The organism is Streptomyces sp. H27-H1 (genome assembly GCF_026627445.1).
Taxonomy (GTDB): domain Bacteria; phylum Actinomycetota; class Actinomycetes; order Streptomycetales; family Streptomycetaceae; genus Streptomyces.
This window is the reverse complement of record NZ_JAPNLJ010000020.1, coordinates 74,901-97,671: the sequence shown is the minus strand read 5'-3', so window position 1 is coordinate 97,671 and position 22,771 is coordinate 74,901. Positions and strand designations below refer to the sequence as shown.

Annotated in this window: 24 protein-coding genes; 6 read left to right on the top strand and 18 right to left on the bottom strand. The window is 72.6% G+C overall.

Annotation, left to right across the window (positions count from 1 at the left end; all coding sequences use genetic code 11):
• Positions 1-17: 17 nt before the first annotated feature.
• Positions 18-1,724, top strand: coding sequence for a PP2C family protein-serine/threonine phosphatase (locus OTB20_RS22500; RefSeq protein WP_267820044.1), 1,707 nt, complete (start codon positions 18-20; stop codon positions 1,722-1,724).
• Positions 1,725-1,794: 70 nt separating this feature from the next.
• On the opposite strand, the gene OTB20_RS22495 is transcribed toward OTB20_RS22500, so the two are convergent.
• From OTB20_RS22495 to OTB20_RS22485, 3 genes are all read right to left on the bottom strand, one after another.
• Positions 1,795-2,757 carry an LLM class F420-dependent oxidoreductase gene (locus tag OTB20_RS22495; RefSeq protein ID WP_267820043.1) on the bottom strand — a complete coding sequence of 321 codons (963 nt, stop codon included), beginning with the start codon at positions 2,755-2,757 and terminating at the stop codon, positions 1,795-1,797.
• A 92-nt stretch (positions 2,758-2,849) separates the two neighbouring features.
• Positions 2,850-3,449: an FAD-dependent oxidoreductase gene (locus tag OTB20_RS22490; protein WP_267820042.1), complete on the bottom strand. Its 600-nt coding sequence runs from the start codon at positions 3,447-3,449 to the stop codon at positions 2,850-2,852.
• Positions 3,404-4,216, bottom strand: a complete 813-nt coding sequence (locus OTB20_RS22485) for an FAD-dependent oxidoreductase (RefSeq protein WP_267820040.1) — start codon at positions 4,214-4,216, stop codon at positions 3,404-3,406. Before OTB20_RS22485 ends, OTB20_RS22490 begins: the two co-directional genes overlap by 46 nt.
• A gap of 164 nt (positions 4,217-4,380) precedes the next feature.
• Between OTB20_RS22485 and OTB20_RS22480 the strand changes: the two genes are divergently transcribed.
• Complete coding sequence (locus OTB20_RS22480) at positions 4,381-5,160, top strand: VOC family protein (protein WP_420716461.1); 780 nt, start codon at positions 4,381-4,383, stop codon at positions 5,158-5,160.
• Between the two features lie 77 nt (positions 5,161-5,237).
• On the opposite strand, the gene OTB20_RS22475 is transcribed toward OTB20_RS22480, so the two are convergent.
• The 4 genes from OTB20_RS22475 to OTB20_RS22460 are packed head-to-tail and all read right to left on the bottom strand — an operon-like array spanning position 5,238 to position 7,830.
• A complete protein-coding gene (locus tag OTB20_RS22475) occupies positions 5,238-5,720 on the bottom strand; it encodes a flavin reductase family protein (protein WP_267820037.1) in 483 nt (160 codons plus the stop codon).
• Positions 5,721-5,733: 13 nt separating this feature from the next.
• Positions 5,734-6,777 carry an iron-containing redox enzyme family protein gene (locus tag OTB20_RS22470; RefSeq protein ID WP_267820036.1) on the bottom strand — a complete coding sequence of 348 codons (1,044 nt, stop codon included), beginning with the start codon at positions 6,775-6,777 and terminating at the stop codon, positions 5,734-5,736.
• Positions 6,774-7,187 carry a CDGSH iron-sulfur domain-containing protein gene (locus OTB20_RS42825; protein WP_420716460.1) on the bottom strand — a complete coding sequence of 138 codons (414 nt, stop codon included), beginning with the start codon at positions 7,185-7,187 and terminating at the stop codon, positions 6,774-6,776. The genes OTB20_RS22470 and OTB20_RS42825 overlap by 4 nt, the downstream gene beginning before the upstream one ends.
• Positions 7,171-7,830, bottom strand: a complete 660-nt coding sequence (locus OTB20_RS22460) for a HemK2/MTQ2 family protein methyltransferase (protein ID WP_267820034.1) — start codon at positions 7,828-7,830, stop codon at positions 7,171-7,173. Before OTB20_RS22460 ends, OTB20_RS42825 begins: the two co-directional genes overlap by 17 nt.
• 361 nt (positions 7,831-8,191) lie before the next feature.
• Between OTB20_RS22460 and OTB20_RS22455 the strand changes: the two genes are divergently transcribed.
• Positions 8,192-9,094 (top strand): SigB/SigF/SigG family RNA polymerase sigma factor, encoded by a 903-nt coding sequence (locus tag OTB20_RS22455; RefSeq protein WP_267820033.1) that lies wholly within the window; start codon positions 8,192-8,194, stop codon positions 9,092-9,094.
• Here OTB20_RS22455 and OTB20_RS22450 read toward each other — a convergent pair.
• Positions 9,022-9,360, bottom strand: a complete 339-nt coding sequence (locus OTB20_RS22450; RefSeq protein WP_267820031.1) for a hypothetical protein — start codon at positions 9,358-9,360, stop codon at positions 9,022-9,024. The genes OTB20_RS22455 and OTB20_RS22450 overlap by 73 nt on opposite strands.
• Before the next feature lie 179 nt (positions 9,361-9,539).
• Here OTB20_RS22450 and OTB20_RS22445 point away from each other — a divergent pair, with 179 nt between their 5' ends.
• The 3 genes from OTB20_RS22445 (at position 9,540) to OTB20_RS22435 (ending at position 11,090) form a co-directional block, all read left to right on the top strand.
• Positions 9,540-10,277 (top strand): SAM-dependent methyltransferase, encoded by a 738-nt coding sequence (locus tag OTB20_RS22445; RefSeq protein ID WP_267820029.1) that lies wholly within the window; start codon positions 9,540-9,542, stop codon positions 10,275-10,277.
• 116 nt (positions 10,278-10,393) lie between these two features.
• Complete coding sequence (locus tag OTB20_RS22440; RefSeq protein WP_267820112.1) at positions 10,394-10,555, top strand: hydrophobic protein; 162 nt, start codon at positions 10,394-10,396, stop codon at positions 10,553-10,555.
• Positions 10,556-10,721: 166 nt separating this feature from the next.
• Positions 10,722-11,090 (top strand): PRC-barrel domain containing protein, encoded by a 369-nt coding sequence (locus OTB20_RS22435; RefSeq protein ID WP_267754344.1) that lies wholly within the window; start codon positions 10,722-10,724, stop codon positions 11,088-11,090.
• A gap of 136 nt (positions 11,091-11,226) precedes the next feature.
• Here OTB20_RS22435 and OTB20_RS22430 read toward each other — a convergent pair whose 3' ends face one another.
• Genes OTB20_RS22430 through OTB20_RS22385 form a run of 10 tightly spaced genes read right to left on the bottom strand, consistent with a single transcriptional unit; the run spans position 11,227 to position 22,557 of the window.
• Positions 11,227-12,693 (bottom strand): ABC transporter ATP-binding protein, encoded by a 1,467-nt coding sequence (locus OTB20_RS22430; protein WP_267820028.1) that lies wholly within the window; start codon positions 12,691-12,693, stop codon positions 11,227-11,229.
• The gene (locus OTB20_RS22425) at positions 12,690-13,502 is read right to left on the bottom strand and encodes an ABC transporter permease subunit (RefSeq protein ID WP_267820027.1); all 813 of its coding nucleotides are present in this window, start codon (positions 13,500-13,502) and stop codon (positions 12,690-12,692) included. Before OTB20_RS22425 ends, OTB20_RS22430 begins: the two co-directional genes overlap by 4 nt.
• Positions 13,499-14,455 carry an ABC transporter permease gene (locus OTB20_RS22420; protein ID WP_420716466.1) on the bottom strand — a complete coding sequence of 319 codons (957 nt, stop codon included), beginning with the start codon at positions 14,453-14,455 and terminating at the stop codon, positions 13,499-13,501. Before OTB20_RS22420 ends, OTB20_RS22425 begins: the two co-directional genes overlap by 4 nt.
• Positions 14,443-16,011: an ABC transporter substrate-binding protein gene (locus tag OTB20_RS22415; RefSeq protein WP_267820024.1), complete on the bottom strand. Its 1,569-nt coding sequence runs from the start codon at positions 16,009-16,011 to the stop codon at positions 14,443-14,445. The genes OTB20_RS22420 and OTB20_RS22415 overlap by 13 nt, the downstream gene beginning before the upstream one ends.
• Positions 16,008-16,820 carry a class I SAM-dependent methyltransferase gene (locus OTB20_RS22410; protein WP_267820022.1) on the bottom strand — a complete coding sequence of 271 codons (813 nt, stop codon included), beginning with the start codon at positions 16,818-16,820 and terminating at the stop codon, positions 16,008-16,010. Before OTB20_RS22410 ends, OTB20_RS22415 begins: the two co-directional genes overlap by 4 nt.
• On the bottom strand, positions 16,817-18,100 hold the full coding sequence (locus OTB20_RS22405; protein WP_267820021.1) for an MFS transporter: 1,284 nt from the start codon (positions 18,098-18,100) through the stop codon (positions 16,817-16,819). Before OTB20_RS22405 ends, OTB20_RS22410 begins: the two co-directional genes overlap by 4 nt.
• A complete protein-coding gene (locus OTB20_RS22400) occupies positions 18,097-19,173 on the bottom strand; it encodes an enolase C-terminal domain-like protein (protein WP_267820019.1) in 1,077 nt (358 codons plus the stop codon). Before OTB20_RS22400 ends, OTB20_RS22405 begins: the two co-directional genes overlap by 4 nt.
• Positions 19,170-20,267, bottom strand: coding sequence for a PLP-dependent cysteine synthase family protein (locus tag OTB20_RS22395; RefSeq protein ID WP_267820017.1), 1,098 nt, complete (start codon positions 20,265-20,267; stop codon positions 19,170-19,172). The genes OTB20_RS22400 and OTB20_RS22395 overlap by 4 nt, the downstream gene beginning before the upstream one ends.
• Positions 20,264-21,115 (bottom strand): Rossmann-like domain-containing protein, encoded by an 852-nt coding sequence (locus tag OTB20_RS22390; RefSeq protein ID WP_267820015.1) that lies wholly within the window; start codon positions 21,113-21,115, stop codon positions 20,264-20,266. Before OTB20_RS22390 ends, OTB20_RS22395 begins: the two co-directional genes overlap by 4 nt.
• Entirely contained in the window at positions 21,112-22,557 is a 1,446-nt protein-coding gene (locus OTB20_RS22385; RefSeq protein ID WP_267820013.1) for an ATP-grasp domain-containing protein, read from the bottom strand. Before OTB20_RS22385 ends, OTB20_RS22390 begins: the two co-directional genes overlap by 4 nt.
• Between the last annotated feature and the right edge of the window lie 214 nt (positions 22,558-22,771).

Sequence of the window (22,771 nt, the reverse complement as noted above, 5' to 3'; positions counted from 1 at the left end):
CGTGGAGAGGAAGCAGGTTGAACCGGTTCGCCCGGCTGGCCACTCGTCTGCTGTCGGCCCCGCAGGGGCTCGTATGGCTGAACGCTCCCGGCGAGACGGCCGGGGCGGCTCCCGAGTGCTGGCCTGCCGAGCTGCCCGTCGCGCCGGCCGTGCTGGATCGGTGTCGACAGGTCGCGGAGCTCGGACAGCCCCTGTTCCTGCCGGTGGCCGGGGACGGCCCCCTCGCCTTCTCCTTCGCCGGTGTGCCCCTCGTGGGCAGCGCGGGAGAGTTCCTGGGCGTGCTCGCGGTGACGGACGTCGCCCGTCGCGCCTGGGGCGCGGACGAGGCGCGGGACCTGACGGACCTCGCGGGTGCCTGCAGCGCCCAGATCCGTACGCGCATGCGCTCGGGCGCGGCACTCCAGGCCCGGGAGGACGCGGAAAGGGCGGCGAACGCGGCCGAAGGCGAAGCCACCCGCATGCAGACGCTGCTCGACCGCTCGCAGCTGCTGCTGCGGGCATCCGAGGACCTGGCCGACACCAGGGGCCTGGACGATGTCCGCCGCCAGGTGGGAGAGCTGGTCAGCGGGGACCTGAAACCGTCGTACATCGGTATGGCCCTGCTCCGTCAGGGCATGCTGCACCGGGTCGCCGATCCGATCGACGGAGACATGCCCTTCGAGGACGTCCCCGAGCACTACGCCCTCGGCCCGAACTGGCCCACCGCCCGGGCGGTGCGCGAGAACCGCATGATCGTCATCAACGACCGCGCCGAACTCGCCGCCGCGTACGGCCCGGAGGCCGTGGCCGGATTCGACGCCCTGGACCTGCGCGCCGCCGCCTGCCTCCCGCTGCGCGGAACGCGCGGCACCCTCGGAACGCTCGTCCTGGGCTGGAGCAGCCCGTACCGCATCGACGTGGCGGAGCGGGCGATTTTGACCACGATCGCCGGGTACGCCGCCCAGGCCGTCGAGCGCGCACTCCACCTCGACGAACGCGTCAGCGCCGCCCGCGAGCTCCAGCAGGCCCTGCTGACCGAGCTGCCCGACGTACCCGGTCTGGAACTGGCCGCCCTGTACTGGCCGGCCGCGCAGGACGACATGGTCGGCGGCGACTGGTACGACGCCTACCCCCTGCCCGGAACTCCGGGCGAGGGTGCCACGGGGGCACTGGCCGTGACCGTCGCCGACATCGCCGGGCACGACATACGGGCCGCCGCGCTCATGGGCCAGGTCCGCAGCATGCTGCGGCAAGCCGACCACGACCACCCCGGGAAGGGCCCGGAACAAGTCCTCAGCGCCCTGGAGCGGGCCTGCCGACGGCTGGACCTTCCGGTCGGCGGCACCCTCGTCCATGCCCACCTCCGTCCCGAGGCCGACGGCCACTGGCTCCTGAAGTGGAGCAACGCCGGACACCCTCCCCCGCTCCTCGCCACCCCGGGCTGCGCTGTCGAACAGCTCACGCCGCACGACGTGCTGTTGCACCCCTCCTTGTCTCCGGGGCCCCGCAGTTGCGAGACCCGTCTCCTGGCACCGGGCAGCACGCTGGTGCTGTACACCGACGGACTCGTCGAGGAGCGGGGACGGGACATCGAGGAGAACATCGACCGCGTCGCCCGCCGGCTCGCCGCCCAACCGCCGGACGTTCCACTGGAGACACTGCTGCGGTCCCTCGCCGACATCGCCACCAACCGGGAGGGGGAGGACGACACCGTCCTGCTCGCCCTGCGCATCCGCGCCCACTGACACCCCGGGCGGCGCGAGCGGCGCGTACGAGCGGTTCCGATCGGGTCGGCGGCACCCTCTCCCGCTCCCGTCAGCCCCGCAGGGCAGGGAGCAGCTTCGCCTCGGCCCAGTCGAGGAAGGCCTCTTGGTGGCCGCCGCCGATCTGGATCAGGGCGACCTCCGTGAATCCCGCGTCGATGTAGGGGCATACCGCGCCGACGAAGTCCTCTACGTCGTCTCCGCACGGGATGGCGTCCGCGACGTCCTCGGGCCTGGTGTACTGCGAGGCCTGTTCGAAGCCGGCCGGGCCGGGGAGCTCCGCGTTGACCTTCCAGCCGGCGACCGACCAGCGGAACTGGTCGTGCGCACGCGCCATGGCCGCGTCGCGGTCGGTGTCGTAGCAGACCGCGAGCTGACCGACGCTCGGCTTGCCGGAGCCTCCGTACGCGCCGAACGCGGTCAGGAGATCCCGCTCGGGCTCGGTCGCGATGAGCAGATCGCCGTACCTGCCCGCGATCTCGCAGGAGCGGTCGCCGGAGGCCGCGATCCCGATCGGCGGCGGATCGTCGGGGAGGTCCCACAGTTTGGCGTTGTCCACATCGAAGTGGGCGCCGTGGTGGGTGACGGACCCGCCCGCGAGCAGGGAGCGGATGATCCCCACGGCTTCTTCGAGCATCTCCAGGCGGACGTGCGCGGCAGGCCAGCCCGCGCCGACGATGTGCTCGTTCAGGTTCTCGCCCGAGCCCAGCCCCAGCCGGAAGCGCCCCTGGGACAGGAGCTGCATCGTCGCCGCCTTCTGGGCGATCACCGCGGGGTGGTAGCGGAACGTCGGGCAGGTCACGTACGTCATGAGCGGGATCCGGGTGGTGGCCTGCGCGGCGGCGCCCAGGACGCTCCACGCGTAGGGCGCGTGGCCCTGGGAGGCCAGCCAGGGGAAGGAGTGGTCGGAGATGACGGAGAAGTCGAAGCCCGCGCGCTCCGCCCCCACCACATGGCCCACGAGTTCCCGCGGCCCGGCCTGCTCGGTCATCATCGTGTACCCGATTCGCGTCATATCGGGCGCCTTACCGCTTCGGCCCGGTTGAAACGTGCCCGGCGGCGCCCCTACATCCCGATACCACCGTGCACGTCCGGAGGCCGGGGCGCTCAGAGGCCGAGGTCGAGGAGGGCGTTCTCCACGACCTCGGTGAGCGCGGGATGGATCCAGTACGGCGACCCGGCGAGGGTGGCGGCGTCGATGCCGAGGGTCGCCGCCACGACGAGGGGCTGGATGAGCGCGGACGCCTGCGGTCCCATCAGGTGGGCTCCGAGGAGCTTTCCGGTGCCGGGCTCGGCGAGCACCTTGCAGAAGCCGGTGGTGTCCTCCATCGCCCAGCCGTAGGCGACGTCGCCGTAACGGGCACTGCCCACCAGGTAGTCCAGCCCTTTGTCCCGGCACTCCTGCTCGGTGGCGCCGACCGAGGCGATCTGCGGGCTGGTGAAGACCGCCGCCGGCACCAAGTCGTGGTCGGCCGCGACGAGGCCGTCGGGGTGGCGCAGGTTGTGCGCGACGAACTCCGCCTCGCGGTTGGCCACGTGCTTCAGCGCCGTCGGCGAGGAGACGTCGCCGAGCGCGAAGACGCCTTCCGCGGTGGTGCGCTGGTAGGCGTCGACGATCACCCGGCCGTCGTCGTGCGTGTCGATGCCGGCCGGTTCGAGGCTCAGCCGGTCGCTGTTCGGGACGCGGCCCACGGCGACCAGCAGCATGTCCGCCCCACCGTGGATCCGTCGTCCAGGGTCAGCCGAAGCGCGCCGGGCCGACCACCGACCGCCGTGAGTTCCCGGCCCAGCCTGAGGTCGTGGCGGGATGCGGCCAGCTCCGTGAACCGCTCCGCGATCGTCTCGTCCAGCGGGCCGAGCAGGCGGTCCTCCTTCTCCACGACGGTGACGGAGGATCCCGCCGCGGCGAACACCTCGGCCAGCTCGACGGCGATGTACCCGCCGCCGAGGATCGTCAGGCGCCGGGGTGGAGCATCGATGCGCATGACGGTGTCGGACGTCTCGTAGGGCAGATCCGAGTCCGCGGCAGGCCCCGGCACCAGGGGACGACCGCCCACCGCGATGACGATCTGGTCGGCGCTGACGTCGAGAGCCCCCTCCGCCCGGTCGATCCGCAGGGTCCTCGGGCCGGTGAACCGGGCCCTGGCCTCGTACACGGTGACCGAATCCTCGTCCCGACGCCCCCGGCGGCCCTGCTCCCGCTCGGCGTCCAGCCGGCCGAAGACCCGGTCGCGCATCTCGCGCCAGCGCACTGCTCCCGGTACGGCGTCCACGTCGTAGTGCCCGGCTTCCCTGACGGTGCGGGCTACGTGCGCGGTGTAGGCGAGCATCTTTCTCGGGATGCATCCGGCATTGAGGCAGGTTCCGCCGAACCACCGCTCCTCCACGATGGCCACGTCGAGCCCGGCGAACGAATCGTCGATGACGGCGTTGCCGGAACCCGCACCGATGACGACGAGATCGTGGTGGCGCATCCGTCCAGCCTACGAGGCCGTTTCCGCCCCGGCGCGCCGAGGCGGAGCCCCCGGCCGTCGGCGGGCCCCGCCGAATCGGTCCCGCGCCTGCGGGCCGGACGCCGCCGCCAGGTCTACCGTGGAAGGGTCCCGTCCCACGTGAGCGGCAGATGAGGCTGGCAGCTGTGTCTACGTCGAGCCACGAGATCCCCGGTGTCCCCTGCTGGGTCAGCCTGCTCGCGCGGGACCTCGAATCAGCGCAGCGGTTCTACAGCGCCGTGCTCGGCTGGGATTTCCGCCCCACCCACCTCGGGAAGGGCGTCCTGGTCGCCTTCAAGGGCGGGGCCCCCGTCGCGGGCCTCGGCGCGCTCACCGCGGCGGTACGGATGCCGGCGGTGTGGACGCCGTACTTCGCGGTCGAGGACGCCGACGCGACCTCCGCACGGATCCGGGAGCGCGGCGCGACCATGGCCGTCGGTCCCCTGGCCTTCGGCAGCGGACGGGCCGCGCTGGCCGCGGACCCCGCCGGGGCCGTCTTCGGGTTCTGGCACGGCGAGGCGGTCCCCGACTGGTCGATGGGCCGTGGAAACGCCCCGGCCTGGCTGGAACTGCGGACCCGGGACGCGTTCGCCGCCGCCATCTTCTACGGAGAGGTCCTCGACTGGGACAGCGAGCGCCCCGGCAGCTGCACCGTCTCCTACGAGCACGACCACGTCGTCCTGCGCCACGGCCACGGCACCGTCGCCCGCATCAGCGGCGGCGCGCTCGAAGCGGCCCCGGACCCGGAGGTCCGCCCCCGCTGGCACGTTCACTTCCACGTACCCGACCTCGAAGGCACGGTCGAGGCCGCCACGGGGCTGGGCGGCAGGGCCGCCTCCCCCGTACACACGTCCACCACGAGCCGGTGGATCGTCCTCGCCGATCCCGAGGGGGCCCTCTTCACCGTGGTGACGCCCCAGCAGTGACGCTCCAGCGGTGACGCTCCAGGACGCGCAGGCCCGAGCGGGACACAGCGTGCGACGGGGCCCCGCCCCGCCCCCGCTCACGCCGGGTGACCGGGCGAGAGGTCCGCGACGTCGCTGAACCTGACCAGGCTCGGCCGTACCGGGCCGGGAGGACCCACCTCGACGGGCACCAGCAGGAAGCCGACGTGGTCACCGGCGTCGATGTGCTCCGCCACCCGGCCGATGAACCAGGCGCAGCAATCGGTGAGTACCGGGGTTCCGCCCCGTTTCGCCGTCCACTCGATTCCGGCGAACTTGTCGGTGTCGTCGCCGCTCTCCCCGCCGAACAGTTCCGCCACCCCGTCCTGTCCGCCGCGCAGGGCGTGCACCCCCAGGAAGGAGCCCCGGCGGGCGATGCGGTAGGTCCGGTTGGCCTTGGAGAGCCAGACCATGAAGCGGGGCGGATCGATCGAGCATTGCGAGGCGAAGCCCACCAGGCAGCCCGCCCGCTCCCCGTCCGCCGCGGCCGTCACCACGTACACGGGGTAGTCGAGCGCGTCGGTGAAGCCGTCCAGGTCCATGACCGCCTCCCCGTCAGCCGCCGTCGCCGGGGCGGGCCGCGGCGGGGGCCGGCGGGATCGCGCGCAAGGCGGAGCGGCCCTGCCCCCATGCCTCGCGCAGGTGGGCGTCCAGGCGGTCCTCCAAGTAGACGGTCGCGTTGCAGCCGAAGGCGATGTCGGCTTCGAGGTGGGGCTCGTCCGCGAGGAGGCCGCCGATGACTTCGCGCCGTACGACCTGTTCGTGGACGGCGTCGGCCTCGACGTGCTCGAGGTAGAAGCGTTCCGCGGCCGGGCCCGCCGCGCAGCGCTTCATCGCCTTGGCCAAGCGGCGCGAACCGGGTGAGGAGGTGACTTCCAGGCAGGCGAAGTGGCCGACGAGCTCCCCGCGCCGGGCCCGGTGCAGGCCGAACAGGGACATGAGGTTGACGGTGGCGAGCAGCGGCGCCGGGGCGTGGTCCACGTACGCGCCGTAGGTGTGATCGAGGCCCAGGCCGTCCATGAGGTCGGCGAAGAGCCGCGCGTGGATCTCGGTCGCGTGCCCGGCCCCGAATTCGTCGTACTCGATCGCGACCATGCCCGCCTTCGCCCGGCCGGTCAGCCTCGGGATGACCCACGCGTGCGGGTCCGCTTCCTTCAGGTGGTAGAGGGAGCGCAGGGTCGCGTACTCGCGCAGCTGCCAGAGCTCGCCCTCGGTTTCGAGGTGGTGGCTGACGCTTCCCGTCAGGTCGATCGGTTCGACGAGCAGGGGGGCGAACGCCTCTTCGACCGACTGGGCGGTGTCCGGCACCTCGGTGCGCAGGGCGTGTACGAAACGGGTTTCCAGCTCCCGCCGCAGGCGCAGCAGGTCCGGGTCCCATTCGCGATCGTCGTCCACGCCGTGGAAGCCCCGGTAGTGGAGTTCGTAGAGCAGGTAGAGAGCGAGCTGGACGTCCTCGCCCCACGGGTCGGCCGTCAGGATGGACCTGGGGGCGTACGTGGGCGGGCGGCCTTCGCGCAGGGAGTCGAGGACCGCCTGCGACAGCTCGCCCCGCCCCTCCGCGAGACGGGGTCCCGTGCTCGTGGCGGCTGTGGTGGTCATCGGGTGCTCCTGTCCCGCGGGGGCGCGTCGGAAGGCTCGTCCGGCTCGTCGGGCCGGGGCGGGGCCGCCGGGGCCGCCACCCGGGGGCGGTGGCTCGTGTCGCACCACGGGTACGAGCGGCTGCGCCGGCAGGTGCACACGGCGACGACGAAGCGGTCGGAGCGGGCGACGGAGCCGTCGTCGAGGATGACCTCCACCGGTCCCTCGGCCAGGATCGGGCCCTGCGGGTCCGCGTCGCCGCGGCGGGCCGAGGAGCCCGGTCCACTGCGGTGCCGGGAGGGGGCGGGCCTGGACGAGGCGGGTGTGGACGGGTCGGGCCTGGACGAGTCGGGCCTGGACGGGTCGGGCGTGGACGGGTCGGGCGTGGACGGGTCGGGCGTGGACGGAGCCCGTTCAGGAGTACTGGGCACGGATGACCACCAGCTCTTCCCGTTGCTCACCGGCTTCGGCCAGGCCTCGGCTCTGCAGCCACTCGCGCCGCGACCTCAGGACCGGACCCCACGGAACGCGGGCCCGTGCCGTCACCCCTGCGCTGAATCCTTCGGCTTGCAGCCGCGCCACCGTGGCCGCGGGCTCACACATCGCCGAGTGCACCATCAGCAGGACTCCGCCCGGGCGCAGCAGGGACGGGGCGCTCGAGCAGATCCGGTCGATGACCTCACGCCCGTCCGGGCCGGCGTCCCATGCGCGGGCGGCCCCGCGGGAGGGCAGGCCGGCGCGCGGGGACGGCACGTACGGCGGATTTGCGAGGACGAGGTCGAACCGGCGCCCCCGGGTGCGGGTGGCGAAATCCCCGTGCAGGACGCGCAAGGGCAGCCGCCAGCGCACGGCGTTGATCCGTGCCGCGATCACGGAGGGCCAGGAGACGTCCACGGCGGTGACCCGTGCCCCGGCGTCCGCCGCGCACAGGGCGAGAGCGCCGGTACCCGTGCCGATCTCCATCACCTCCGTCGTCGGTCCCAGTTCCTCCTGGGCGAGGGCGTTGGCGAGCAGGAGCGTGTCGGCCTGCGGCCGGTAGACGCCGGGGAGGGCGATGAGCCGTCCGGGAACCACTCCCGCGGTCAGAGCAGTACAGCAGTACTGGGCACCAGGTCCTCCGAATCGTTCGGTTCTTTCGGTTCTTGCGATTCCTTCGATGAAATTTCGTCCGGCTCGTTCGAAGTCCGCCAGGGGCGGATCCAGCCTTTTGTAGACACGCAGCGGCTGCTTGTCGATACACGGCGGCTGCCCCGGGACTCCGGCCGTACCCGTCCCTCACTGATCTTCGGAGGAACACCCAAGGCTGCGGCCCGACCGCGGCCGTGTCGTCGACAGGGGTACACGAGCGGCCGTGCGGGTAGACCTTTAGGGACGACTCACGACGTCCCCGCGGTGCGTCCGCGCACGTGGAGACGTCCCGTCGGAGGAGCGGCACATGATCCGGACGGTTGCTACACCCAGCCTGACCAGCGTAGATGCCTGTCCCGACGCGGAGACGGCGCCCATCCCTGAGGACCTGCTCGGGGTGAGCACCGCGGACGCGAGGCATCTGTCGGTCGCGCTGCTGCGCCGGCTGACGGAGCTCGAAGAGGGCAGCCCGGAGTACTCGTACGTCCGTAACACCCTGGTCGAGCTCAACCTCAGCCTGGTGAAATACGCGGCGCGCCGTTTCCGTCACCGCAGCGAACCCGTGGAGGACATCATCCAGGTCGGCACGGTGGGCCTCATCAAGGCCATCAACCGGTTCGACCCGGAGCGCGGCGTGGAATTCACCACCTTCGCGATGCCGACCATCACCGGCGAGATCAAGCGCTTCTTCCGCGACACCAGCTGGGCCGTGCGGGTGCCACGAAGGCTGCAGGAACTGCGCCTCGACACGGCGAAGGCGTACGACGCCCTGGAACAGGACCTCGGCCACACCCCCACCGACGAGGAAATCGCCGAGCGGCTCGGGATCGACCGGGAGCAGCTGGCCGAGGGCCGGCTGGCAGCCCAGGGCTACTCAGCCCGCTCGCTGGACGCGCCCGTCCAGGAAGACGACGAGACGTACGCGAACCAGTCCGCGCTGGCCGACGAGGAGTCGGCGTACGACCGCATCGAATGCCTGGAGTCGCTCAAACCGCTCCTCGCCGAGCTGCCCGAACGCGAACGGCTGATGCTCTCCCTGCGTTTCGGCCAGGAGCTGACCCAGTCGGAGATCGGCGAGCGCATGGGCCTGTCCCAGATGCACGTGTCCCGACTGCTGGCCCGCACCCTCACCCGGCTTCACGCCGGGCTGCTGGAGGACGGGGTCGCGGACGCCCGTCCGGACGTCGGGGCTCGCGCGGGCGGAGCGTAAGGGCGGGAGCCGCTGCGTGACCGGGGCCGGTAGATGGTCGAGGTAAGAAGTGGGGCGGCGCACAGCCCTGCGACGCCCCGGGTGAACAGCAGGTAGCCGAGCGCGGTGGTGCCCAGGCCGAGCCGGCCGACCAGTGCGACCGCGGGCGGGGCCGCCAGTCCCTCCGGCGCCACGAGCAGGTACGGAGAGACGAGCAGCCCCGCGCACAGCACGCTGACCGGAGCCGCCGCACCGAGGTCCGCGCCGCGGGCGCACAGTCCGCTCACCACGGGGACGGTCCCGAAGGCCGCCGCGGTGGCCGCGGCGGCCTTCGGGACCCACCGACTAGAAGCACACCATGAGATTCCAGGCCCCACACCCACCAGGTCCGGGGCTTCACACCAAGCGGTCCGTCCTGAGGAGAAATCGAGGTGCCTACGGGCTTCGGCGCTGGCAGGCTGCGCGGATGAACCGTGAACAGATCTCCGAACTCGCCCACGCCGACCATCCGATCAAGTCTCCGATCGACGACGACTCGGTACGACTGCTGCTGGAGCGTGGTGCCCCGCGGGGCGACGAGCGGGTGCTCGACCTGGGGTGCGGGGGCGCGGAATGGCTTCTGCGCGCCCTGGCCGCGCATCCCGAGCTGCACGCCGAAGGCGTGGACATCTCCGAGGACGCCCTTCTGCGGGCGCGCGAGTCCGCGGACCGTCTGGGGCTGCAAGGGCGGCTCGCACTGCATCATCAGGAGGCTGCGGAGTTCCGTTCCCCGCACTCGTTCGACCTGGTACTCAGCGTCGGGTCCACGCATGCCTTCGGCGGACTGCTGCCCACCCTCGCGGCGGCGCGGGGGCACCTGGCTCCGGGCGGGCACGTTCTGATCGGTGACGGGTTCTGGGATCGGGAGCCGTCGCGGGAAGCCGTCGAGATGCTCGGGGAGTTCGCCGATCTGGCGACCACCCTGGACCGCGTCGTCGCCGACGGCTGGACCCCCGTCCACGGGCATGTCAGCACGCGCCGTGAGCTGGACGACTACGAGTGGGCCTGCTGGGGGTCGCTGGCCTCGTGGGCGTTGGACCACCCTGCCGATCCGGACAGCGCGCAGGTGCTCGAGACGGCCACGCTCCGCCGCGGCGAATGGCTGCGCGTGTACCGGGACACCTGGGGGTTCGTCAGTCTGGTCCTGCGCCGGACGTCCGACTGACCCCGGCGTAGGCGCCGGCGAGTTCTTCTGCCCAGCCGTCAGTAGGCGAAGCAAAGGGAATTCGAATGCATGACATGGGTTCGGTCGGGCAGATGGTGCTGCGGAGGTTGATAACTATGGTTCCCCTGCTTCTTGTTCTTCTGTTGGTCCTGATCCTCTTCGGTGCGGGTTTCGCGGTGAAGATTCTCTGGTGGGTGGCGATCGCCGTCCTGATCCTGTGGCTGATCGGATTCGTTGCTCGCCCGAAGAACAGCAGCGGTCGCTGGTATCGCTGGTAGCAGCGCCAGGACCGTCCCCGCCCCTCATTCGATCCACTTGCGTGAAGTGGCGAAGTCGGGGCAGGCGGAATGCGGTATGCCCGCCTTGCACGACGTACGGAACAAGGGCGATCGGCGGGTAACCTTTTCCCCGCCGGTCCCCATTGACCGGAGGAGTTGAATTCGCGTGACTGAACATGCGTGGAGTTACGAGCCGACCGCGGGCCACCTGGCCGGTATGGACCTGACCGGCTACAAGGTCGAGGCGACCGACGGCAGTATCGGCAAGGTCGACAAGCACTCCGACGAGGTCGGTGACGCATACCTGGTGGTCGACACCGGCGTGTGGATCTTCGGCAAGGAGGTCCTGCTGCCGGCGAGCACGGTCGTCAGGATCGACACGGAGGACCACAAGGTCTTCGTGGGCCGTACGAAGGAACAGATCAAGGACGCCCCCGAGTTCCACCGGGACAAGCACCTCGGCGACGCCGGGTACCGGGAGGAACTGGGCACGTACTACGGCATGGGTGGCCCCTTCGGCGGCCGCCTCCTCTGATCCTTCCCCCGCACCATGACGCCGGTCCCGGCACCCACAAGTGGGTGCCGGGACCGGCGTCATGGTGGCCGCGGCCGAAACCGTGGCACCGGTCGTCCCCGGAGGGCCGCCTCGCCCGGCGGATTCCGCGCCCCGTTCAGCCGCCCTGGAGCAGGGCTTTGGTGAGCGGGTGCCGCGGTGCGCCGATCAGGCGCGGCGCCGGTCCTTCTTCGACCACGCGCCCCGCGTCCAGGACCGCGATCCGGTCGGCCAGGGCGCCGGCCGCGGTGAGGTCGTGCGTGATGAGGACCAGGCCGAGGTTCGTCCGCTCCCGGAGCCGGTCCAGTACGCCGAGGACGGTGTGCTTGGTGGCAGGGTCCAGTCCGGAGGTGATCTCGTCGCAGACGAGGACCCGCGGCTGCGCCAGCAGCGCCCTGGCCAGTGCGGCCCGCTGGAGTTCGCCCCCGGAGAGCCCTCCGGGGCGGCGCTCGGCGAGGCTCGCGCTCAGGCCCAGTTCCTCAAGAGTGCGCGCCGCCGCCCGCCGGGCTTCGCCGGGATCGGTTCCCCGCAGCCGCACCGCACTGCGGGCGACCTGGTCGAGAACGGACCGGTGTTCGTCGAAGGCCGCCTTGGCGTCCTGGAACACGTACTGCACGGCGGCCAGTTCCGTACGGCTGCGGGAGCGCAGGCTGCGGGCCAGGGGGGCGCCGTCGAGCAGGACAGTGCCCTCGTACGCCGCGTGCAGGCCGGCCAGGCAGCGTCCCAGGGTGGTCTTCCCGCTGCCGGAGCGGCCGACCAGGGCCAGGCATTCGCCCGCCGCGACCGAGAGACCGATGTCGCTCAGCACCCGGACGGCGCCCCGCGCCGTCCGGTGCTTCGCGCTCACTCCTTGAGCGGTCAGACGTACGGGCCCCCGCGGGCGGGCCGCGCGTACGGCGCGGGGACCCGCCTTCACGAGGGGGGACAGGACCGACGACGCCGTCCCCCGGTCCACCACCCGGCCCTCCCGCATGACGATGACCTCGTCGGCCAACTCCCTTACGACGTCGAGGTCGTGGCTGAGCAGGACTACGGCGAGGCCTTGCCGCGCCACTGCCGCCAGCTGTGCGACCACTCCTTGTTTGGTGAGGGCGTCCTGCCCGGTGGTGGGCTCGTCGGCGACGATGACGCGGGCGCCCAGGAGCAGCGCCTGCGCCAGGACGACCCGCTGCTGCTGGCCGCCGGACAACTGGTGGGGGAAGCGGTGCAGAACGGCCCGGGGGTCCGGGATCCGGGCCAGGCGCAGGGCCTGCTCGATGCGCCCGCGGATCTCCGGCCGGCCGCCGCCCTGCCGCGCGGCGATGTCCCGCAGCAGCGTTCCCAGACGGCGGGCCGGGTTCAGGACGGCCGCGGGGTGCTGGGGTACGTATCCCACCGCGCCCTCCGCCGTCCGTACGGTGCCCGCGACCTTGGCGCCCCGCGGGTACTCCCCCAGCAGTGCGAGACCCGTCGTGGTCTTTCCGCTGCCGGAAGGTCCGATGAGGGCCGTGACCTTCCCTGCGTGCACCTCGAAGCTCACGCCGTCCACGACGGCGCGGGCGCCGATCTCGACGCGGAGGTCCCGCACGTGCGCGACGGGGATCATCCCTTTCCTCCTTCTTCCTGCAGAGCGGCGTCGAACAGCAGATTGGTGCCCATCGACAGCGCGGCAATGAGCAGGGCGGGCACCGCCACGGCCCAGGGCTGCAGGAACAGGCCCGTGCGGTTGCGGTCGACCATCACCGCCCAGTCGGCGGCGTCCGGCGGTACACCGACGCCGAGGAAGGCCGCCGTGGCCACCAGGTAGAGGGCTCCGGTCAGCCGGATGCCCACGTCGGCGGCGAGGGTGCGCCGCATGGAGCGGGCCACGTAGCCGAGGGCCGTGCGCCACCAGGACTCGCCCTGCATCCGCAGGGCTTCGACGGCGGGCCGGGCGGAGATCTCGACGGCGGCCGCGTGGACGACGCGTGCCGCGTCGGGTACGGCGGCCAGCCCGACCAGGACGGTCAGTCCGGCGGATCCCGGGGTGAGGGTGGCGGCGACGAGCAGCACCAGGAGCAGGGAGGGCACGGCGATGAGTACGTCCATCGGGCGCATCAGTGCCTCCTCCAGCCAGGTCCGGCGGGTGAGGGCAGCGGTGAGGCCCAGGGGGATCGCGACGAGGTAGGCGAGGAGGGTGGCCGCCAGTGCCACGAGGACCACCGGCCGCCCGCCGAGCAGGACTTGGTGCCAGACGTCCCGGCCGCTGAAGTCCGTGCCGAGCCAGTGCCCCCGACCGGCGGCCGGGGAGAAGGAGACGGAGCGCGGGCCGGCGGGGCCCGCCAGCAGCGGGCCCAGCAGGGCGAGGAGCAACGGTACGGCGAGGAGTGCGAGGGCGAGCGCGTACCTAGGGATGGTCTGTCGGGCATGCTTCATGCCGCCACCTCCGCGCGCGGGGCGAAGCGCCGTGCGACCAGGTCCGCGAGGAGGTTGACCACGACGGTGACGACCCCGAAGACGACGGCCAGGCCCTGGACGACCGGTACGTCGCGGGCGGCGACGGCCTCGATCAGTACGGTGCCCAGGCCCGGGACGACGAACAGGGCCTCCACGACGATCACCCCGCCGAGCAGCCAGTCGCAGGTGCGGGCCAGTTGCTGGGTGGCGGGCGCCAGGGCGTTCGGCAGGGCATGTGTCCAGCGGATCCGGGTCGGGGACACCCCGTAGCGCCGGGCGTGGGCGACGTACGGCGAGGCCATCGCGTCGATCATCCCGGCGCGCACGAGCCGGCTGAGGGTGCACACCGGCCGGGACAGCAGGACGACGACCGGCAGGACCAGGACGGCGGGCCGCGCGAAGACGTCCGTACCGACGGCGGTGGGTGGCAGCCAGCCGAGCCACAGCCCGAAGCACGCGGCCAGGAGCACCCCGAAGGCGAACTCGGGTACGGCGTGCACGGCGAGGGTCAGCGCGCTGACGATCCGGTCCAGGGGGCCTCCTTCGCGGCGGGCCGCGAGCACCCCGAGGCCGACGGAGAGCGGGACGAGCAGCACGAGGGTGGCGCCGGCCAGCAGGAGGGTCGGGCCGAAGGCGGCCGCGAGGTGGCCGGTGACGGGCCGGCCGGTGACCAGGGAGGCGCCGAGGTCACCGTGCGGCATGCCGGCGACCCAGTCCAGGAGCCGTTCGGCGGCGGGGCGGTCCAGTCCCATGGCCTCCCGGATGCGGGCGATGCGCTCGGGGTCGGGCTGGTCCCCGGCGAGCGCGACGGCCGCGTCGCCGGGCAGGGCCTCGGTGAGCAGGAAGACGAAGAGGACGACGGCCGCCGTCTGCGCCAGACCTAGGAGCAGGCGGCGGCCGGCCCACGACAGGTGGAGCGTCACGCGAGCCAGGTCTTGTCGAAGCGGGCCCAGTCGAGGGTGTTGGCGGGGGCCGCCCCGGACACCCCGCGCACCTTGGGCGCGGTGGCGACGATCCAGTCGGCGAAGCCCCAGATCAGGAAGCCGCCCTCGTCGTGCAGGCGGCGCTGCATGCGCTCGTACAGGGCTGCGCGCCGCGTCTCGTCGCGGGTGGACTGGGCCTGCTGGTAGAGGTCGTCGAAGTCCTTGTGCTGCCATTTGGTGGCGTTGGTGGTGGAGCCGGTCAGCAGCCGCTGCGAGATGTGGGATTCGATGGGCATCGCGCCGGACCGGTAGGAGGCGAAGGTTCCGCTGGACAGGATGTCCTTCCAGTAGGTGTCCTTGTTGCCCACCTTGACCTCGACGGTGACTCCGGCCTTCGCGGCCTGCTCCTTGAAGATGGCGGCGGCCTCGATGAATCCGGTGGCGGCGGGGGCGGTGTCGAGGGTGACCTCGAGCCCCTCGGCGCCGGCCTCCTTGAGCAGCGCGCGGGCCCGGTCGAGGTCCTGGACGCGCTGGGGCAGATGGGTGGCGTAGTACTGGTAGCCCTTGCCGAAGAGGTCGTTGCCGATCCCGCCCGCTCCGGAGAGGGCTCCGTCGAGGAGTTCCTGACGGTCCGCGATGAGGAAGAACGCCTGGCGGACCCGCTTGTCGTCGAAGGGCGGTCGGTCGGTCTTCATCACGAAGCCCTGCATGGCGCTGCCGGGGAGGCGGACCACCGCTATCCTCCCCCTGCCTTCGTGGGCGCGGGCCGTGGCCGGGTTCAGTTCGTGGGCGTACTCGACCTGGCCGCCCAGCAGCGCTCCGACGCGGGCCGATTCCTCCGCCGCGACGAGGAACTCGAGCTCGTCGAGGTACGGGGCGCCGTCCCAGTAGGCGTCGTTGCGTTCGAGGAGGAGGTTGCGGCCCGGCTTGAAGGACACGAAGCCGAAGGGGCCCGATCCGACGGGGCGGTCGAAGGAAGTGGTGTCCTTGGGGACGATGTACGCGCCGAAGGCCGCGAGGACGTTGGGGAACTCGGCGTAGGGGCGCTTGAGTTTGAACTCCACGGTGCCGGCGTCCGGGGCCCGGCTGGCCGCGAGGTCGATGGGCTCCAACGAGGCCTTGGCCCGGAAGGTGCCCTTCGGGTCGGTGATCCTGCGGTAGCTGTACAGGACGTCCTCGGCGGTGACCGGACGGCCGTCGTGGAAGACGGCGTCGCGCAGGGTGATGCGCCAGCTGTCGAGGGCCTCGTTCGGCTCCCACCGCTCCGCGAGGCGCGGGACCGGGGCGAGGTCGGCCCCGAAGTCGGCGAGCTTGTCGAAGAGCGCCTTGGCACGGGCGGCGTCGACGAACAGGTTGGCGGCGTGCGGATCGAGGGTCTCGTTCGCGCCGCCGCCCGCGAAGGCGGCGCGCAGCCGGCCGCCGCGCTCGGGGGTCTGGGACCCGGTGTTGCGGGCGTCCGGCCCGGTGGACCCGCCGGCGCCGCATCCGGCGGCGAGGGCCAGGGCGGTGGCGCTGCCGGCGATGACGAACCCTCTTCGGGCGAGGCCCCTGGGCTGGTCGTTCATGAGGTGCTGTCTCCGTTGCGGTGGTGGGGTGTGAGCCGGGCGATCAGGTGGAGGCGGTCGGAACTCGCGGTCCGGCTGGGGGCCTCTCCTTCGGTCCACGGCGGTTCGGTGCGCGGGCCGGGCCGGTCGTAGAGGGCGAGGACCTCGAAGCCGGCCGTGGCGAGGAAGTACCGGAGCTCCTGCGGGAAGAGCAGGCGCCAGGCGGAGTGCTGCTCCGCAGGGGGCGCGCCGTCGTCCGCGGTCCAGATCCGGCGGCGGCGCAGCAGCTGCGCCGGGTGGTCTACGTACAGGGTGGTGCGGGAGGTGTAGGTGACGCCCCGCCAGGTGGCGGTCGCGGTACGGGGTCCGTCCAGGAGTTCGGTGTTGCCGAGGAAGAAGGCGCCGCCCCGCATCTCGGCGACGAGCAGTCCACCGGGGGTGAGGTGGGCGCGGCAGCGGGCGAGGAAGGCGGTGAGGTCGTCGTTGGTGTGGCAGTACAGCAGTGCGCTGTCCAGGCAGACGACGGCGTCGAAGGAGGCGTCGAGGTCGAACTCGCGCATGTCGGCCAGGTGGTAGGCGGGGCCGGGGTGGCGGCTGCGGGCGTGCGCCAGCATGGTGTGCGAGGTGTCGATGCCGGTGACCCGGCGGCCGGCCCGGTGGTGCAGCCAGGCGGCGTCGCGCCCGGTGCCGCAGCCGACGTCGAGGAGGCGGGGGCCGCAGCCGTATCGGGCGAGCACGTTCTCGGCCCAGCGGGCGGCACGGTGTTCCGGGTCGGGGAAGCGTTCCTCGTACAGCTCGGGATGGTCGGTGAGCAGGTTGGCTTCGGTCATCGGGGCCCGCTCCCGGGACGGGCTTGGGTGCACGGGGTCGCGGGGGCGGGGGCCCGGGGGGCGGGGACGGCCGGGAGGGCGCCCCTGCGGTGCAGAGAGGCGAGCGCGCTCGCCGACGCCAGCCCCAGGCCGAGGCACAGGGCCCATGGCAGCCAGGCCGGGCCGCCGTGTGCGGCGCGGTCCATGGTCCAGCCGACGGCCGTGTTCCCGAGGGCGGCCGCGAGGCCGGAGACCAGGTAGAACACCCCGTAGTACGTGCCGGTGAGGCCGCCCGGGCCGTAGGCCGGTATCAGCGCCATGACGAAGGGCTGGGCGATCATCACGCCTAGGTGGAGGAGCAGCGCGCCGGCGAGTACGGGGGCCAGGCGGGCCGGGTGCGCGCCGGAGGCGCCGGAGGCGAGCAGGGGCGGGAGGAAGGCGAGGCCCATGACGGCCAGCCCGGTCGCCATCCAGCGGGCACCGCTCCCCCGGCTCCCGAGCCGTCGGGTGATGCGCAGCTGGAACAGCAGGTTGACGACGGTCCCCGCGAGGAAGAGCAGGCCGGTGGAGCCGTCCCAGCCCGTGGCCCGGTACGCGGCGTGCGGGAGCAGCAGGTAGAGCTGGCTCTCCATTGCGTACATGCCGACCATGGCCAGTGCGAACGCCAGGAACCGCCGGTTGCCGAACACCTCCCGCAAGTCGCCCGCGACGGTCCCGGTCGGGCTGGGCGCAGGCCGGGCGGGCAGCACCACGCTCTGGGCAACGGTGAGCAGGGCGAAGATGCCGGCGGCGGTGAGCGCGGCCGCCTTGAAGTCGACGAGCAGCAGCAGGCTGCCGAGGAGGGGGCCGAGGAGCGCGCCGGTCGTGGCGAAGACGTTGAACAGTGCGAACGCCTCCGCCGTGCGGTCGCTCGACTCCTGGGCGATGTAGGTCCGCACGGCCGGGTTGAAGAGGGCCCCGGCCAGCCCGCTGAGTATGGAGGCCGCGAGCAGGACGGGAAGTCCGTCCCCGAGTGCGAACAGCGCGAACCCGAGCGTGCGCAGCGCGCATCCCGCGATGATCACGCCTCGGGCGCCGAGCCGGTCTGAGGCCGAGCCGCCGATCAGGAACAGGCCCTGCTGGCTGAGGTTCCGCAGCCCGAGGACGATGCCGACGAAGGCCGCGGAGAGTCCGAGGTCTTCGGTGAGGTGCGTGGCGAGGTACGGGATCAGCAGGTAGAAGCCGGCGTTGACGCCGAGCTGGTTGACGAGGAGAAGGCGTACGGCGAGGGGGAAGCTCCGTACGGCGGCAAGGGTTTTCACCGGGCGGCCTCCGCGTGGACGCGTGTGACGCCGAGCCCGGCGCGGCCGGAGACGCGTACGGCGCCGTCGGTTCCGCCGATGCCGTGCCACGGGTCGGCGGCGAGCAGGAGGTGTCCGTCGAGGTCCACCCAGCGGGCCCGGTCGGCGATGTGCACGGCCGGGGCCATGCCGAGCGAGCTGGCGGTGAGGCAGCCGAGCATCAGGTCGGTGCCGCTGCCGCGCAGGGCCTCGTGGATGCGCAGGGCGGCCCGTACACCTCCGCATTTGGCGAGTTTGACGTTGATGCCGTGGACGAGTCCGGCGAGCGCGAGCGCGTCCTCGTACGAGACGGCGTCCTCGTCGGCGATGACCGGGACCGGGGACTCCTTCGCGACGCGGGCGAGGGCTTCGGGGTGGCCGGGCGCGATCGGCTGTTCCACGGCGGTGACGCCGAGGGCCTCGAAGCGGGGCAGCAGGTCGATGGCCCGGCGTTCGGTCCAGGCCCCGTTGGGGTCGAGCAGCAGGCTCGCCCCGGGGGCTGCGGCGTGTACGGCGGCGACGCGTGCGAGGTCCTCGGCGGGGTCGGGTGATCCGGCCTTGACCTTCAGGACGCCGAACCCGCTCAGGGCGAGGCGGGCGGCCTGTGCGGCAGCATGGGCGGGCGCGACGATGCCGATCGTACGGGCGGTCCGTACGGGCGGTGCGGGTCTGGCGGTCCGTGTGCGCCCCGCCGGCCGGGCGTGGTCCGTGGCCAGCAGCTCGTGCGCGCTTCGGCCGGCCCGTTTGCCGGCCAGGTCGAGCAGGGCCGACTCCACCGCGGCGTACACCCCGGCGGGCAGACCGTCGTCCCGGTACTCCTCCCAGGCGGTCTCGGGATCGGGGAAGCGCTCGAGGCGCGGGCTCGCGGTGGTGAGGTGGTGGGTGATGCGGTCGGTGGGCAGGCCGAGGTACTTGCTGCTGACGGCCTCGCCCCAGCCGCGCAGTCCGCCGTGTTCGATCGTGACCCAGACGGCGTCGCGGCGGGCCATGACGGAGCGGGAGATCCGCAGCGGTTCGGCCAGTTCCAGTCCGGTGGTCCGCCAGGTGAGCTTCACGCGGCGCCGCCGAGGGGCAGTGCACGCGGGTCGAGGACCGTGCGGCAGCGGGCCCAGCCGGCGGCCTCGGCCGCCTGCGGATGCGGGATCTCCAGCGGGCGGTCGGCGAGCTCGGCCCGGTCGAGTCCGTGCGTGTGGCAGAAGTCGTCGTCGTAGACGGTGCCGAGATAGCGGTGCGGTCCGTCGGGGAAGACTGTGGCGACGACCGCCCCGGCCTCCATGCGGGCGGCCCAGGCGGAGACCAGGGCGACGGCCCCGGTGCTCCAGCCGCCGCTGACGAAACTGGTACGGGCGAGCCTGCGGCAGGCGTCGACCGCTTCGGCGGGGCCTACCCAGTGCACTTCGTCGAAGGCCCGGTGGGCGACGTTGCGCGGGTGGATGCTGCTGCCGAGTCCGCGCATCAGTCGGGGGCGGGCGGGCTGGCCGAAGATGGCGGAGCCGACGGAGTCGACGCCGATCACTTTCAGCCGCGGCCAGCGGCGGCGCAGCGGGCCGACGAGGCCCGCGCTGTGGCCGCCGGTGCCGACGCTGCACACCAGGATGTCCAAGTGGTCGAGCTGGGCGCACAGTTCGGCTGCCATCGGCAGGTAGCCGGCCGCGTTGTCGGGGTTGTTGTACTGGTCGGGCCAGTAGGCGTCCGGCGTCCTGCTCAGGACCTCGCGCAGCCGGGCGATCCGGGCCGCCTGCCAGCCGCCCTCGGGAGCCGGACGGTCGACGAGCTCCAGTCGGGCTCCGTAGGTGCGCAGCAACTGCCGCATGGACGGCTCGAGTTCGGTGTCGCCGACGAGGACGACCGGATGGCCGAGGGCCTGGCCGGCGAAGGCGAGGCCGATGCCGAGGGTGCCCGAGGTCGATTCGATCACGGGAGCCCCGGGCCGCAGTTCGCCGCGGCTGCGGGCTCCGCGCAGCATGGACACGGCCGCCCGGGCCTTCATGCCACCGACGCCGAGGCATTCGAGTTTCGCCCAGAAGCCGGGGTGGGAGTAAGGGAGTTCGGTACGGATCCGGGCGATCGGGGTACGGCCGACGAGCGGCAGCAGGTCGGGGTGGGCGAGGCTGCCCGGCGGGCGGTGCAGCAGGGGTGCGGTGGTCACCGGGTGCCTCCGTAGCGGTGGATGGCGCCGTAGCGGTGGATGACCGAGGGGCCGCCGTCGAGCCAGAAGAAGGGGTAGGGCTCGGCGGAGACGGCGCTCACCCCGGCTCCGAGGAAGCGCGGCAGGACGGCGCTGCCGGTCTGCGCGAACATGACGAGGGGCTTGCCGGTCGCCGCGGCGTGGTCGAGGAGCGGCTGGAAGGTGCCGTTGCCGAGGGTCATGCCGGAGGCGAGGACCACCTCGCAGGACTCCAGCTCCGCGAGGGCGTCCGTACGGACGGGCTCGTCCCACTCGGTGGCGCCGCCCTTGAGGTCGCAGGGGACGTAGCGGATCCCGCGCTCGCGCAGTGCCTCCAGGAGGGAGTTGACTACGCCGATGACGAGGACCCGCCCGGTCGGGGCCGGGGGGAGCAGGCCGACGACCGCGCGGGCCCGGGCTCGGGAGCGCTGCAGCGAGGTGCCTGCCGGCAGCGTGTGGGGGCGGGCTCCGTGGTCGGGGGTGTGCGGGCGCACATGCGTCAGGTAGGCGTCCAGTGCGGCGATCCGCACGGGGAGCAACGGGTGTCCGAGGAGGTCGGCAACGGTGGCACCGACGCAGTCGTCGAGCGCCGTCGCGGGCAGCGCTCCCGGCTCCACGGCGCAGGATCCCACGGCCCCGGCCAGGCGCAGGCTGAGCACCTCGTTGCGGTAGCCGCCGGCGCGGCCTTCGTGGCGTACCGCCTGAGCGGTGGTGAAGGCGAGCGCGATGCGCTCTTCGGCCGGGTCGGGGCCGTAGCCGCCGGTACGGACGCACTCGGTCAGCTGGTCGACCGTACGGACGGCCGGCTCGCGCAGGGCGGGAACGCTCATGCGGGCACCGCCGGACCCGGCTCGACGGAGCGCTCTTCGGACACACGCTCGCCGGGCGGACTGTCATCGGGCACGCGATCTGCGGGCGGACCGCCTGCGGGTGCACGATCTTCGGGCGGGCCGCCATCGGATGCACTCCCTTCGGCCGTACGTTGCTCGGGCGCCCGCCCTTCGGCCGCATCCTCCACGTACGTGGGGCGCAGGCGGGAGAGCAGCCGCTCGGCGGTCTCGCGGGCGCCGCCGCCACCGGTGTCGACGGTCATGACGTGGCCGAGGTACTCGTTGTTGCTGGTGGCGGCGCGTACGGTGCGGCCCGGCTCGGCGAGGGCGAGTTCGAGCACCTCGCTCCGCTCACGGATGTCGTCCGCGCCATCGATGCCGGCGAGGGTTCCGGTGGTGTCGGGCAACAGGAAGGCGACGGCCGCGCTGTGCACGCCCGTCGGCCGCGGGGTGAGGTCCGGCCTGCGACCGAGGGCGACGTCCAAGCACGCGGCGGCCAGGTCGACGCCCGTGACGTGGCGGACCAGTTCGGTGATCCGGTTTCCGGCCGGGCGGGGGTTGACCTCGACCACCCGGGGTCCTCGCGGAGTCAGTTTGATCTCGGTGTGGCAGACCACGTGGTCCAGTCCGAGAGCGTTGATCGCTGCCACCGCGGTGTCGACGGCCTCCCGCTCCAGCCCCGCGGCCATGCCCGCGGGGAACATGTGACCCGTTTCGATGAAGGCCGGGGCTCCGCCGATGCTCTTGTCGGTGACCCCGACCACGTGGGTGGCGCCGCCGAAGGAGACGGTCTCGACGCTGACTTCGGGGCCGGTGAGGAGTTCCTCGAGGAGGAGGACGGGACTGCGGTCCTGGCCGCGCGCGTTGACCGGGAAATCGGACAGCGCCCGGCAGGCCGAGTCCAGTTCGCGTTCGTCGCGGACCTCCCGCACCAGCATCCCGCCGCACAGGTCGACGGGCTTGACGACCAGTGGGTAGCCGATCTCCCGGGCGGCGGCCGCCGCCCGCGCCGTGTCCCCGCACACCGCGAACCGCGGGCCGGGCACCGCGGCCTCCGCCAACACCCGGCGGGTCAGCCCCTTGTGGCACGCCGCCTCGACGGCCAGGACGGTGGGCCCCGGCAGGCCCAGGCGCTCGGCGATGCGCGCGACCGCCGGCAGGTAGTAGTCGCAGGACGAGACCACCCCGTCGAATCCGAGGACCCCGTGCAGCCGCTCCACCAGCGGGAGCAGCGCGTCCACGTCGTTGGTGTCGGCCGTGACGACGTTGCGCGCCGCGAGCAGGGGGTGCGTCCCGTCGCCGGGAAGACCGGGGGTGGCACGCAGGTAGTGGTGCAGGTCCCGGGTGACGAAGGTGAACTCGTGCCCGCCTTCGCGGATCGCTCTGGGCAGGAGCCTGCTCATCGACCCCACCCAGCTTTCGACAACCAGCAGATGCCCCACAGGACTCCCTCTCAGACCGCCGTTACGGCTCTCGGGCACAGGTGTGCGGCAGACCGCCTGACAGGAGGCGTACCGCGGTGCCGGACCCGAGGAACGCTATCCGAAACCGTTTTCATTTCCAATAGTGGGGTGGGGTCTTCGCGATGCCCTGACCGCCGCCGCACGGCAGCCACCCGCCGACGTGCCGTCTTATACCGCCTCGGGTGGGTACGAG